The organism is Pedobacter nutrimenti, assembly GCF_032678445.1.
Classification (GTDB): Bacteria; Bacteroidota; Bacteroidia; order Sphingobacteriales; family Sphingobacteriaceae; genus Pedobacter; species Pedobacter nutrimenti_A.
Map to the genome: position 1 here is coordinate 93,457 of NZ_JAVTSQ010000012.1, position 14,495 is coordinate 107,951.

The following is a 14,495-nucleotide window of genomic DNA, read 5'->3' on the forward strand; positions in this document are numbered from 1 at the left end:
GCACAGATGGCGGAAAATAAAGGCTTAAAAAAGACACTCAGCCCCTTTATGCTTTGGGGCCTTGGCGTAGGCTATGTGATCTCCGGAATGTATTTTGGCTGGAACCTCGGCCTTGAAAAAGGCGGTACCGGCGGGATGGCGATTGCCACGATTGTAATTATGGTGATGTATATTACCTTTACGTTTAGCTATGCCGAACTGGCCTGTGCGATACCTAAGGCCGGTGGGGTATTTGATTATGCCAACCGGGCAATGGGCAGGAACATAGGCTTTATTGCGGGGATTGCACAGATTGTGGAGTTTATTCTTGCTCCGCCAGCTATTGCTTTTGCCATTGGTGCTTATTTTAATGCTTTCTTTCCTCAGGTTCCTATTCTGAGTAGTGCTATTGCCATCTATTTTGTGTTTACGGCGCTGAACGTTTACGGTGTTAAGGCGGCGGCATCCTTTGAAGTGATCATTACAGTTCTGGCTGTAGCGGAATTGCTCCTGTTTTCAGGTATTGCCTTGCCAAAATTTGAGATGGCCAATCTGCAGCGCAATTCTTTTCCCAATGGTTGGGGAGGTGTATTTGCAGCCATACCTTTTGCCATTTGGTTCTTTCTGGGTATTGAGGGAATTGCAAATGTGGCCGAAGAAACCAAAAATCCTCAGAAAGATATTAGTAAAGGCTTTGGCTGGGCGATTTTTACGCTGGCTATATTATGTGTGCTGATCTTTATTTCAGCTACCGGAATCAGTGGCTGGGAAGCGATTGTTTATAAAAATGGTCTGTCTGGAGAAACTTCAGATTCTCCACTACCCTTAGCCCTGGCCAAGATCACGGGCAGCAATCATTTGATGTATCATTTGCTGATTACGGTTGGATTGTTTGGTCTGGTGGCTTCTTTTCATGGGCTGATCCTGGCTGCAGGAAGATCTACCTACGAAATGGGAAGGGTGCACAATATTCCTTCTTTTCTGGGGAAGATCTCTTCCCGGTTCCATACCCCGGCCAATGCGCTCCTTGGAAATATGGTGATCGGAATCCTTGCTTTATTATCAGGAAAAACATCGGAGATCATTATTGTTTCTGTATTTGGCGCGCTGACACTCTATATTATTTCTATGATCTCCATTATTCTTTTGAGAAAACAGGAACCAGGACTGCACCGGCCTTTCCGCACGCCTTTCTACCCGGTATTCCCTGTGGTTTCCCTGGTGATTGCAGTGGTTTCCATCCTGGCCATGTTGATTTACAGTTTCCAATTAGGACTTATTTATTTTTCCATACTGATCATCACTTTTTTGCTGTACAAAATCTTTAAAAGAACAGATCCATGACAACACAGGAGATACTCGCTTACGTAAAACAGCACCCTTCGGGTAAGGTAAAAGTTGCTGTGACAGATATTGATGGGGTTTTAAGAGGAAAATATATTGCCGCTGAAAAATTCAGTTCGGTTGCCGAGGGGCGGCTTGGCTTTTGTGATGTGACCTTTGGCTGGGATATGGGCGATGTGGCTTATGATAATGTAAAATTTACAGGATGGCATACCGGTTATCCGGATGCGCTGGTGAAACTGGATCTGGGTACCTTCCGTAAAATCCCCTGGGAAAATGATGCCCCTTTTTTTCTGGGTGATTTTGTTAACGAGCAGGATGTTGCAGGGTATACCTGCCCCAGACAATTGCTCCGTAAGGTGTTAAGTGATACAGAATTGCAGGGTTTTACACCCTATTTTTCGCAGGAGTTTGAATGGTTCAATTTTACAGAGACACCCGAAACGGCATACCAAAAGGGCTTTCAGCAGCTTAATCCCCTAAGCCCGGGGATGTTTGGCTACTCTATTCTGAGAGGTAGCTTGAAAAATGAATATATGAGCGATCTGTTTGATTTGCTTTGCAAATTTGGTATTCCGATAGAAGGCTTGCATACCGAAACAGGTCCAGGAGTTTATGAAGCGGCGATTAAGTATGCGCCGGTGCTGCAGGCTGCAGATCAAGCTGTATTGTTTAAGACTGCCGTTAAGGAAATTGCCTATAAACATGGTCTTATGGCTACGTTTATGGCCAAGATCAGTGAGCATCTTCCGGGTTGCAGCGGGCATGTCCATCAAAGCCTTTGGGATAAAGATTCCAGGCATAATCTCTTTTATGAAGAAAAAGACCCGCATAAAATGAGTGATTTGATGAAGAGTTATATCGCCGGACAATTGCATTGCTTACCGCAAATACTCCCCATGATTGCGCCAACGGTAAACAGTTATAAAAGATTGGTGGAAGGTGCCTGGGCACCAACTACGTTGACCTGGGGTATAGACAACAGAACGGTAGCCCTAAGGGCATTGCCGGGGCATTCCAAAACCACCCGTTTGGAAACCAGGGTAGTGGGATCAGATACGAATCCTTATCTGGCTTTGTCCGCATGTCTGGCTGCGGGTTTATATGGCATTAAGCATAAAATGAAACTGGAAAAAACGGCTACTGTGGGAAATGGTTATAAAGACCTTTCTAATGGTGTTTTACCTTTTAACCTGCATGATGCTACGCAAATGATGAAACAATCTGCGGTCGCAAAAGAATTGTTTGGCGATCAGTTTGTAGAACATTTTACGTTAACCAGAGAGTGGGAGTGGAAACAATTTGCCAAAGTGGTAACAGACTGGGAATTGAAAAGATATTTTGAAATTATTTAAGAAGAAGTTTTAACATGACATTTGATAAAGTATACCAATATAATTTCCCAACCACCATTCGTTTTGGCGCCGGTGCGATAAAGGAACTGCCAGCTTATCTAAAAGCCAATGGACTCAGCAAGCCGATGATCGTGACGGATCCGGTGATTGCAGGCTTACCTTTTTTGAAATCGATCATCAAGGATCTGGAAGCACAGCAGCTCTCGGTGGAAGTATTTTCGGACATTCATAAAAATCCGGTTAAAAGCGATGTATACAAAGGAACGGAACTCTGGGACCAAAGTTCCAGGGACAGTGTAATCGGCATAGGAGGGGGTGCAGCGCTGGATGTAGCCCGTGCTATTGTATTGCGGGTGAACCACCGGGAAGACCTGTTTAAATATGATGACCTGATTGGCGGGGATATTTATGTGACCAATGATGTTCCCCATTTTATTACTGTACCTACAACCGCAGGCACCGGGAGTGAAGTAGGCAGGAGCGCCATTATTGCCGATGATGAGACCCATCAGAAAAAAATCCTTTTCTCGCCCAAGCTTATGGCGAAAATTGTATTTGCAGATCCTGTATTAACCATGGATCTGCCGCCGTTTATTACAGCTGCAACGGGTATGGATGCATTGACCCACAATATGGAGGCGTTCTTAGCTAAGAATCCGCATCCTTTATGTGATGGAATAGCGCTGGAAGGGATCTATCTGATCAAAGATGCGCTGGAGAAAGCGACCAACCATCCTGATCTGGAAAGCAGAAGTAAAATGCTGATTGCTTCTATGATGGGCGCGATTGCCTTTCAAAAGGGCCTGGGTGTGGTCCATTCTCTTGCACATCCGCTCTCCTCGTTGCTGGATACCCACCATGGTTTGGCCAATGCGGTGAACATCCCTTATGGTATGGAATTCAATATTGCCGGCTTTGAAGATAAATTTCGCCGGATAGCAAGAACTTTGGAACTGAAAGAGGAGAATGGAGAAGCCGTAGTGAAATACCTGTTTGATTTAAATTCAAAGATTCATATTCCTCATCATTTAAGCGAGATTGGAGTAAAGGCTGAACACATTGAAACGCTGGCAGACCTGGCTCTTGCTGATTTTGCCCATCCCAATAACCCAAAACCCGTAAACAGAGAAGATTTTAAACAACTGTATTTAAAAGCGCTTTAGTTTTGCGTTATGAAGAAGATTGGAATAAGTTATACGGAAACTAATTTTAAAAATTACTGGAACTGGTTCAGGCCGGAGGAACTGGGTGAAGATATAGAATTACTGGAACTTTCTTTTCAACAAAACAACAGCAGCGATTTTCAATATTGCGATGGTTTTGTTTTAACCGGAGGAATAGATGTTTTGCCGGAATTGTACGGTGGTGCGAGGGAATACCCTTACCGGCCGGAGACTTTTTTGCCCGAGAGGGATGAATTTGAAAAGGAGATGTATATCTATGCCCAAACCCATAATATACCTGTTCTGGGCATTTGCAGGGGCATGCAATATATTAATATCCTGGAAGGAGGGACTGTTTTTGAAGATAACGGCGAACAGCTGAACCTGGTTCACAAGAAGGGAACAGAAGATAAAGTACATGGCTTAAGCCTTGTTCCCGGTAGTCTTTTGCATTTGACAGCCGGTATAGAAAAGGGAACGGTGAACAGTGCCCATCACCAACGGGTCCATCCGGATCATCTTGGTGCCAATTTAATGATCAGTGCTTATTCTGAGGGAGAAAAGCCCATTATCGAAGCATTGGAGTTTAAAGACAAAAGCAATAAAGCATTTATGCTGGCGGTGCAGTGGCATCCGGAAAGAATGCAGGAGAAAGAGCGTAATCCGCTGTCACAAAAAATCAAAGAAAGGTTTATTAAAGCTATAAAAGAATCAAAGAAATGAATGTAATCAATCCGGCTACGGAAGAAATTATTGCAGTGTTGGAGGAAGATGATCATCTTTCCCTCGAAAAGAAACATGAATTGCTGAAGGCTGGTCAGGTGAGCTGGGCGAAGCGGACGCTTGAGGAACGTTTAGCGGTGGTGACACGTTTTTTTGATCTGCTGGATACAGAAAAAGAAAAACTTGCAGCTATACTGACCGCAGAAACAGGCAAACCTTTACAGCAGTCCAGGAATGAGATCAATGGTGCAAGAACAAGGATCAAATGGATGCTGGTCCATGCAGCAAAATATCTTTCAGAAGAAATGGTAAGCGATACAGGAGATATGCAGGAAAAGATCTCTTATGAACCATTAGGGGTTGTTTGCAACATCTCTGCCTGGAATTATCCCTATCTGGTAGGGGTCAATGTATTTATTCCTGCCTTGCTGGCTGGAAATGCAGTACTTTACAAGCCCTCTGAATATGCTGCGCTTACCGGACTGGAAATAGAACGTTTACTCAAAGCAGCGGGCATTCCTGAAGATGTTTTTATGGTTGCGCTTGGAACAGGACAAACGGGGGAACTCTTATTGGATATGGATTTTAATGGTTTTTTCTTTACCGGGTCTTATAAAACCGGGCAGCACATCTATGAAAGGGTGGCTTGGAAGATGGTTCCCTGTCAGTTGGAGCTGGGAGGGAAGGATCCCTTATACGTAACCGATGATGTAAAGGATATTGCTGCGGTAGCCGCGGGAACAGCAGATGGTGCTTTTTACAATAATGGGCAAAGTTGTTGTTCTGTGGAGCGGATCTATGTGCATGAAAAAGTGTACGACGAATATGTAGCTGCTTTTGTCCGGGAGGTGAAATCCTGGAAATCAGGGCTTCCGACAGAAGATGGTGTTTATTTTGGGGCATTAACGCGAAAACCACAACTGGCGGTACTGGAAGGGCAGGTAAGAGAAGCCGTAGCGAACGGGGCTAGCCTGGTACTGGGCGGTCATGTTCAGCAAGGCCCCGGATACTATTTTGAACCAACCATACTGACCAATGTGAGCAACAAGATGAAGGTGATGCAGGAAGAGAGCTTTGGGCCTATTATTGGTATTATGAAGGTTAAAGATGATGAAGAGGCACTTAAGCTGATGCAGGATACAGCTTACGGATTGACGGCATCTGTTTATAGCAATACCTTGGATAGGGCAACACGTATCCTTTCACAAATAGACAGTGGCAGCGGTTATTGGAATTGTTGTGACCGGGTCAGTGCAGGATTGCCCTGGAGCGGTAGAAAGCACTCGGGAATTGGGGTCAGTTTATCGCATCAGGGATTTCGGGCTTTTACCAAGCCTAAAGCATGGCACCTAAAAAACTAAGCCTTCTTCGTAAAATACAGAATTAGTGAAAGAAAGTACAAGATTATAGGAGGACCACCTGTATAAATTTGTTGTATAAAAGATACAGCATATCGTGGGCCTAAATAAAATTAAATCAAGTCTAATTGTTCTGTTTTTACTGGGGATTGTTTTTTGCGCGTCAGCGCAAAATAATGGGAAGATAAATGGTGTTGTAAAAGATGCCACGACCCTGGAAAGCATACCTTTTGCTTCTGTTATTTTGCTGGATAAGCACACAAACACGGTAGTGAAAGTTGTCCAGACAGATACAATTGGACATTTTTCAATGGATAGATTACTTGATGGCCTATTTAAATGCAAAATTAGCTATGTAGGTTACCTGCCCATTGTTAAGGATAGTGTAGTGATCTCTTCTTCTGGCAGGACCGTCAACTTTGGCGACATCCTGATCAAACCAGGAAAAGGAAGTTTATTGTCTGAAGTGACCATTATCGGTTCATCCGATCATACGCAAATAGGCCTGGATAAGAAGAAGTTTTCGGTAGAACAGAGCTTGGTGAGCAAAGGTGGTTCGGCGACAGACCTGCTCCAAAATATACCAACGGTATCGGTGGATGCAACTGGGAATGTAAGTTTAAGAGGATCTTCAAATATCAACATTTTGATAGATGGCAAGCCATCACTGATTGCAGGGGGTAATATCACCCAGACGCTTCAGTCCTTGCCGGCCAGCTCCATCGAAAGTATTGAAGTGATCACCAACCCATCAGCAAAATACGATGCCGAAGGAGAATCCGGGATTATTAATATTGTATTTAAGAAAAACAAAAAGCTGGGGTTGATTGGCACCGTGGAAGCAACGGCTGGTACCAGAGATAATTACAGTGGCAATGCAAGTCTGAGTTTCCAAAACAATAAAGTAAATGTGTATGGAAATTATAGCTACCGGAACATTACCACGATGAGCAACGGCCATCAAAACATATCCTATCTAAGACCAGCAGATTCTGTGGCTTTTTCCAATGAAACATTTCCTTCCAAAACCATAAATAAAGGACATAATATAAAGGTTGGTATCGATTACTATCTGACAGATAAAAGTGTGTTTAGTGTATCCGGAGGTTATAACTCATTGAAAATGGACAGGAACGAGGTTTTAAACATTGATCTGTTGAATGCTTCTAATTTACCTCTTCAGCTTAGCCAACATCATAATCTTACCAAAGGAACTGGAAACAATTACGATTTAAATTTAGATTTTACCAAAACGTTTCGTAAACCCGGTGAGGAGCTGGTATTGAGTGCTGGATATGCCTATGGTATCAATGATAATTTTCAAAGTCTTCTCTCTGATGTCTATGCTGTAAATGGACAAATAGTTCAAAAAAAACCGGCAATTCTCGACAACGAAAACAACAATCGCAATCATTATTACAATATAAAAGCCGATTTTACCTTGCCTGTTGGCCAGGCAGGAAAAGTTGAGGCAGGCTACCGCAGTCAGATCCGGTTAGATTACAGGGGCCAGCTTTCTTACAATTTCAGTGATACGACCGGCTATGAGCCCAATTATCCATTCACCAATACCTATAACAGTAAGAACCAGATCCATGCCCTTTATTTCAACTATTCAAACCAAATTAAAAATTTCAGTTATCAGATTGGCCTGAGGGGCGAGGCAGCCAGTCAGACTGCATCTGTGAATGGGTATGACTCCGGAAATATGAAATACAGCACACCCATAAAAGTAACCAACAACAGGATCTATCCAAGCGTCACCATGGGACAAAAATTAAATGGTGAACAGCTGCTGCAATTCAGTTATTCCCGTCGGGTAACACGACCAACGATGCGTAATTTAAATCCTTTGGTTGATATTTCTGATCCGGTGAATTATGATACCGGCAATCCCAATTTGTTGCCGGAGGATATTCATTTATTTGAATTGAGCTATACCAAACACTGGAAGACGGTTACGCTAAGCTCAGGTCTGTATCATCGTCGTACAAAGGATTTGATCAGACATATAGAAACTGCCCCTGTAAATGGTGTAATTACCACCATTTCACAAAACATACCTCATGCTTATACAAGTGGGTTGGAGTTGATTAGCCGTTTTAACCTGGTAAAGGGATGGGATTTTACGGCAAATGCCAATATATATCAAAATAAAACGGAAGCGGCTCAGCAGTATGGAATTGATCAAAGCAGTGGATTAAGCTGGAATACGAACATCACCAATAACATTGCCATTGGTAAGGATCTCTCTTTACAGGTTCGTGCAGACTATCATGCCCCAGATAAGACTGCGCCCGACAGCAATCATGCCATCTATGGGATAGATGCAGGTGCTAAACTAAATATACTGCATAAGAATGCAACCTTAACTCTAAATAGCAGAGATATATTTAATACCCGAAAATGGGGTTTTTTAAGAGAGAGTGAGGCTGTTTTACTGGATTTTGAGCGCAGGACAACAAGTGCCAGGGCGAGCTTGACTTTTACGTATCGTTTTGGCGCAAGTATATTCAAATCTAAAAAAATAGAACATTCCAGTGAACTTAATGAAGGTTAACGGCCATTTGATTTTCAGCCCCTTTAATTAACTTTATGCTTATGGTAAAAGAGAATTTGTATCAGCCTTTTGAAATTGACTTTAAGGAAGTGAAGGAGTTCCCTAAAGCAGTGTACAGGAATAATTTTTTTAAGCTCATTTATATTGTGGATGGGACCGGCGTACAGTACATCAACCAATATGATTTTAATTACCGGAAAGGGAACCTCTTTTTAATCACCCCGGAGGATAGCTATTCTTTTATCGTAGAGGAAAAGACTACTTTCTTTTTTTTGAGTTTCAATGATATTTATATCAGACCCAAAAACAGCAAAGAAAATGACTGGGTGCAGCGTATGGAGTACATTCTCCAAAATGCAAGCCACCGTCCAGGCTGTATCTTGAAGAATAAAGTAGATAAACCCTTGATCGCCTCCTTAGTACAGGCCATTTTTAATGAGCATACCTTTTTACAGATTTACCATGTAAAGATCATACAACAGATTGTAAATACACTGATATTGGTGGTGGCAAGGAATATTGCACTGAAACTTCCGAAAAATGTCAAAGAAAATACAGGAGAAGCGGTGCTCGACATCCTGCATTATATTCAACAGAATATATTTGAACAGAGAAAATTAAGATCGGAAACTATTAGCCAGACCTTTGGCATTTCATTGACTTACCTGGGTCGGTATTTTAAAAAGCAAACCGGTGAGACCCTGCAACAATACATCTCAAACTATAAACTGAGGTTGATAGAAACGAGGCTTTTACATAGCGACATGCGGATCAATGAAATTGCCAATGAACTTAACTTTACCGATGAAAGTCATTTGCACAGGATCTTTAAAAAATACAAAGGCCTGAGCCCGTCCGAATACCGAAAAAAATATACCTAAGCTCTTTCTAGTACCGTTTGATGTTGAAAAAAACTGGTCTGAACGTACAGAATAAGTGTAGAATTGTACAAGTTAAGCCCTGAGTTTACTTGTAATTTTGTTTAGGCTCCATCTAAAAATTCAGGAGATTTTCATTCAAAAACAAAAAGTATGCGCATCATGAAAAGTGTAGTATCAATCCTCGCCGTAGGCTTTGTTTCCGTAAGTGCATTTGCACAAAGCGCTAAACCACGTGTAAGTCCACCTGAAACCGTATCAGGGAAAATTAAACAGGCAAAAATTATCATTAATTACAGCAGTCCATCTGTGAAGGGACGTAGAATATGGGGAGAACTGGTGCCCTATAATCAGGTGTGGCGGGCAGGAGCAAATGAAGCAACAACGTTTGAAACGGATCAGGATATTAAGGTGCAGGGAAAACTGCTTCCAGCTGGAAAGTATAGTTTTTTTCTCATTCCAAAAGAAAATATGACCTGGACAGCTGTTTTTAACAAAGAGCCCAAACAATGGGGTGCCTTCAAATATGATGAAGCTAAAGATCAGTTGCGGGTAGAGGTTAGTCCGAAGGCATTAAAAGATATCCAGGAAAACCTTGTTTATAAAATCAATTCAAAAGGTTTTTCTCTAAACTGGGAAAAAGCGTCTGTACCTGTGTCCATCAAATAAAATTCCTCCTATGAAAGTAATTTGTGGCATTATGGCATGCCTTTTAAGTATTTCTTCGTTATCCGCTCAGGATAAACAAACGATGGCCAGGTTGATAAACACCGATAACCTGAAAAAGAATCTCTATATCCTCGCGGGAGCAGAAATGGAAGGCCGTGAAACCGGAACCAGAGGACAAGTAAAGGCAGCCGGATTTATAGCCGATTATTATAAACAGATTGGACTAGCCCCGGGAAACCATGGAAGCTATTTTCAAAACTATCCTTTGATCAAAGATAGTGTGGAGTACAGTGTGATCAAGGTTAATGGCCAGGAATTTAAATATCATGCTGATTTTACTTTTCCATTGACCTTGAATAAACAAGAAAAAGTTATTGCTTCAGAAGTGATTTGGGGAGGTTACGGTATTACGGATTCCTTATTCAATAATTTGGCGGGTATAGATGCAAGGGGGAAGATTTTATTGGTGCTGGCCGGAGCACCCAGTACACCTCAGCTAACGCGATGGGGCAACTCTAGCGCAGGTGCCAAATTACGGGCAGTAGTAGCAGCTAAAGCAGGGGCAAAGGCCGTATTTATAATTGACTCTACCTTTTCTACCGCTCAGAACAAGTTTGCAGGCTCTATCTCTATCCGGCCTGCAGAGGAGAGTCGTACGACAAAAGCGGTTACAAATGTATATTTTATCTCTCCAGCCATTGCGAAAGCCATCGCTGGGGATCAATATGAGTATTTGATGCGGAAAGCAGGTCAGGAGGCCCCAGTTGACTTTCACAAAACACTTTCTATCTCTGTCGTACAGCTCATGCACCATGAAAGCCTGCAATCCAGCAATGTTTTGGGTTATCTGCCAGGAACCGATAAAAAGGAGGAATTGCTTATTGTATCTGCACATTATGATCATCTTGGAATCCGGGAAGGAAAGATTTATTTTGGTGCGGATGACAATGCTTCGGGAACAGCATCGGTGTTGGAGCTTGCAGGCGCTTTCGCTAAGGCAAAAGCCAGGGGGAAAGGACCGCGACGCAGTATTCTTTTTCTGAATGTTTCCGGAGAAGAGGAAGGGTTATGGGGATCAGACTATTATACCTCGCATCCTGTATATCCGCTGGGCAATACGGTTGCAGACTTAAACACAGATATGATTGGCCGGGTAGATACTTTACATACTCCGATAGACAGCAACTATATCTACATTATTGGCGACAATAAACTGAGTTCTGCATTGCGTCCTATTAATGAAAACAACAATAATGTTTTTGCAAAACTGAAATTAGATTATAAATACAATGATCCTTCAGATCCGGAAAAGATCTATTACCGTTCAGATCATTATAATTTCGCAAAGAACAACATCCCTATTGTTTTCTTTTTTGATGGAATTAATGAAGATTATCACAAGTTTACCGATACGCCTGATAAAATCAATTATGGGCTCATGACCAAAAGGCTGGGGCTTGTTTTTGATGATGCCTGGGATATTGCCAACCGGGAAGAAAGGTTGCCGGTAGACCGGCATGAAAAATAAAGATTTCATTTTACTTTAGCGATTATAAGATCTATAAAATTGCGACAATGATTGGTTTTAATTCCCTGGCCCAGTTTACGAGAAGTTTTCAGAAACAGTTTGGAATTACACCGAAGAAATATTCGAATTCTAAAAAATAGGAAGATTTTGATGGTGTAAAGCGATTGATCGTCAATATTTTGTAGGCCTTTCGGATTTTGAATTGAATTATTTTTTTATTAAATTTAATATCAAATTCCAGGCATATGAAGACAGTTCAACAGTTACTCAGTACCAAATCAGCAGAAGTTTACTCAGTTCCTGCGGAAATTTCTGTGTTAGAAGCCCTCAAAGTCATGATGGAAAAAAACATCAGTGCCTTGCTTATTTTGGATGGACAAAAACTTCAGGGTATTTTTACCGAACGCGATTATGCCAGAAAGATCATTCTGCACGGAAAATCTTCACAGGATACCCTGATTTCTGAGGTGATGACCTCTGATCCGGTTACTGTAAAATACCAGGATTCTATAGAATCCTGCATGCAGACCATGACCGACAGGCACATCAGGCATTTGCCTGTGGTGCACGAAGGCCTGATTGCGGGCATGGTATCCATCGGAGATGTGGTGAAGTTCATTATTGAAGATCAGAAGCATACCATCAACGCTTTGGAAAGTTATATCAACAGCTAAAAAGGAACAAAAGCTTCCGGTCAAATGCCAATATAGTTGAATGACTGGCGTATATTGTTTAAAAATCATAAAGGGGAAGTCCTTTCTTTGAGATTTAAACTGTATTTTTCATGTGGAGCATTCGCCGTAGATTACTAATTGTTTTTTTATGCATCAGTCCTTGTGCGGCTGTTCATGCGCAGGGATTGAACTGGAATGAAGTAGAACCTGGTGTGTGGAGGGGGATAGCTGGAAAGCCCGAAGCCTATGACCTGATCAAAGCCTCTGGAGCAACCGCTAATGCAAGCGCACTTTCTAAACTTCCTTCTGTAGATTTTCCTATAGCTAAAGAGGCCATCCATACCCAAATCATAGACGGAAAGACGTATTTGCGTTTTCCTCTGGAAAAAGGGGAGCAGATTTATGGTCTTGGGCTCAACTTCCAGACCATTCACCAGCGGGGAAAGGTCCTGCAATTGCACGTAGATCATTTTGGCGGTAAAGACAATGGGCGTACACATGCCCCGGTGCCTTTTTATGTGTCTTCTAAGGGTTATGGGGTTTTTATCAATACAGCCCGTTATATCAATATGTATGTGGGTTCTGCTGTGCGTAAGGACAGTGAAACGCCTGCTGTACCTAAAGACCGGAATACAGATAAGAGCTGGTCTTCCAGGCCTTATTCTGATGCAGTAGAAATTTTGGTGGCAGCTGAGGGATTGGAATTCTTTGTTTTTACCGGACCTAAGCCTATAGACGCCATTAAGCGTTATAACCTTTTTATGGGGGGAGGGCCATTACCGCCAAGATGGGGCCTTGGATTTACGCAGCGTGTAAAAACACTATCTACCGCGGCAGATGTAGAAAAGGAAGTAAGCGAATTTGAAAAGAATGGCTATCCGCTGGACTTTGTTGGGCTGGAACCCGGCTGGCAGAGTAAAGCTTATCCCTGCACCTTTGAGTGGGACAAAGGGCGTTATCCTGATCCTAAAACTTTTGTAAAGACCATGCTGGATAAAGGTGTGCGGATCAATTTGTGGACTAACCCTTATGTTTCGCCAGATGCGCCTTTTTATAAAAATATATTGCCTTATACGGGCTCTCATACGGTTTGGAATGGCGTAGTGCCTGATTTACTGACGCCGCAAGCCAGGGATATTTTGTTTGGCCAGATGCAGCAGGACCAGGTTAGCCTGGGGGTAAGTGGTTATAAGATTGATGAGGTGGATGGTTATGATCATTATCTGTGGCCGGATGTAGCGACTTTTCCATCGGGAATGAGTGCTGAGCAAATGCGTCAAACCTATGGTGTGCTGATGCAGCGCTACAGTACAGAAATGTTCAGAAAGCTCAATAAAAGGACTTATGGATTGGTGAGGGCTTCTAATGGCGGTGCCAATGCTTTTCCTTATGTGATTTATGATGATTATTATAATCATGAAGATTTCATTACAGCGTTGATCAACAGCGGATACTCCGGGGTATTGTGGACGCCGGAAGTGAGGGCCTCTAAAACACCAGAAGAATGGCTCCGGAGAATGCAGACCGTTGTTTTTTCGCCTATGGCGATGATTAATGCCTGGTCCAGCAGTACCAAACCCTGGTCTTTCCCGGAAGTGGCTGAGCAGGTAAAAGAAATGGCCTTGTTGCGGATGCAAATGTTGCCTTACTGGTATTCGGAGTTTGCAAAGTATCATTTTGAAGGTATGCCGCCTTTTAGGGGCATGTCGTTAGAGGAAGGCTTCTCTACTGGAGTAGTGAAAGTAAAGGGGAATACCAATCTGGAAGAAAACCCATATGCCGAAGCAGTGAGTAAGGAAATCAAGGACCAGTATATGGCTGGAGAAAGTTTATTGGTGGCACCTTTATTTGCCGGGCAAACCACCAGACAAGTGATTCTTCCCAAAGGAAAATGGTACGACTTCTTTACCGGTGCCTATGTTGGCAATGGTGAGGTGATTACAGTAACGCCAGGCTTGAATAAGATTCCCGTCTATGTGAAGGATGGGGCAGTGATTCCTATGATGCAGCCAAGATTGCATGTACCTGGGGCGAAGGAAAAAACGGACCTGGAAATCAGGTATTACGGAGAGCAACCTGGTCATTATATGTTGTATGATGATGACGGGGAAAGTTATAACTATGAAAAGGGACAATATTCTTTCCGGGAGATACGTGTAGAGAAGCAAAGGGATGGCGGGATTAAAGGCCAGATTGCCGCTGCTCAAAAGGGTATGCCAAATACCATTGGAAAAGTTACCTTTAAACAAATGACCAAATAAAGA

At 42.6% G+C, this 14,495-nt stretch carries 12 protein-coding genes; all 12 read left to right on the forward strand.

Annotated elements, in window-relative coordinates:
• The first annotated feature begins 6 nt into the window (after window positions 1–6).
• Window positions 7–1,323 carry an ethanolamine permease gene (gene eat, locus R2S08_RS21835; protein ID WP_133780337.1) on the forward strand — a complete coding sequence of 439 codons (1,317 nt, stop codon included), beginning with the start codon at window positions 7–9 and terminating at the stop codon, window positions 1,321–1,323.
• Entirely contained in the window at window positions 1,320–2,678 is a 1,359-nt protein-coding gene (locus tag R2S08_RS21840; RefSeq protein ID WP_316837130.1) for a glutamine synthetase, read from the forward strand. Before eat ends, R2S08_RS21840 begins: the two co-directional genes overlap by 4 nt.
• 14 nt (window positions 2,679–2,692) lie before the next feature.
• The gene (locus R2S08_RS21845) at window positions 2,693–3,841 is read left to right on the forward strand and encodes an iron-containing alcohol dehydrogenase (protein ID WP_316837131.1); all 1,149 of its coding nucleotides are present in this window, start codon (window positions 2,693–2,695) and stop codon (window positions 3,839–3,841) included.
• 9 nt (window positions 3,842–3,850) lie between these two features.
• Complete coding sequence (locus R2S08_RS21850; protein WP_316837132.1) at window positions 3,851–4,564, forward strand: gamma-glutamyl-gamma-aminobutyrate hydrolase family protein; 714 nt, start codon at window positions 3,851–3,853, stop codon at window positions 4,562–4,564.
• Window positions 4,561–5,925 (forward strand): aldehyde dehydrogenase family protein, encoded by a 1,365-nt coding sequence (locus tag R2S08_RS21855; protein WP_316837133.1) that lies wholly within the window; start codon window positions 4,561–4,563, stop codon window positions 5,923–5,925. The genes R2S08_RS21850 and R2S08_RS21855 overlap by 4 nt, the downstream gene beginning before the upstream one ends.
• Window positions 5,926–6,019: 94 nt before the next feature.
• Entirely contained in the window at window positions 6,020–8,482 is a 2,463-nt protein-coding gene (locus R2S08_RS21860; RefSeq protein WP_410479533.1) for a TonB-dependent receptor domain-containing protein, read from the forward strand.
• Window positions 8,483–8,523: 41 nt separating this feature from the next.
• Window positions 8,524–9,363: an AraC family transcriptional regulator gene (locus R2S08_RS21865; protein ID WP_316837135.1), complete on the forward strand. Its 840-nt coding sequence runs from the start codon at window positions 8,524–8,526 to the stop codon at window positions 9,361–9,363.
• A 159-nt stretch (window positions 9,364–9,522) separates the two neighbouring features.
• Window positions 9,523–10,029, forward strand: coding sequence for a DUF2911 domain-containing protein (locus R2S08_RS21870; protein WP_316837136.1), 507 nt, complete (start codon window positions 9,523–9,525; stop codon window positions 10,027–10,029).
• Between the two features lie 10 nt (window positions 10,030–10,039).
• Window positions 10,040–11,557, forward strand: a complete 1,518-nt coding sequence (locus R2S08_RS21875; protein ID WP_316837137.1) for a M28 family peptidase — start codon at window positions 10,040–10,042, stop codon at window positions 11,555–11,557.
• A gap of 29 nt (window positions 11,558–11,586) precedes the next feature.
• Window positions 11,587–11,697, forward strand: coding sequence for a helix-turn-helix domain-containing protein (locus R2S08_RS28905; RefSeq protein WP_410479534.1), 111 nt, complete (start codon window positions 11,587–11,589; stop codon window positions 11,695–11,697).
• Window positions 11,698–11,802: 105 nt separating this feature from the next.
• The gene (locus R2S08_RS21880; protein WP_108554873.1) at window positions 11,803–12,231 is read left to right on the forward strand and encodes a CBS domain-containing protein; all 429 of its coding nucleotides are present in this window, start codon (window positions 11,803–11,805) and stop codon (window positions 12,229–12,231) included.
• A 110-nt stretch (window positions 12,232–12,341) separates the two neighbouring features.
• On the forward strand, window positions 12,342–14,492 hold the full coding sequence (locus tag R2S08_RS21885) for a TIM-barrel domain-containing protein (protein WP_316837138.1): 2,151 nt from the start codon (window positions 12,342–12,344) through the stop codon (window positions 14,490–14,492).
• The last annotated feature ends 3 nt before the right edge of the window (window positions 14,493–14,495 follow it).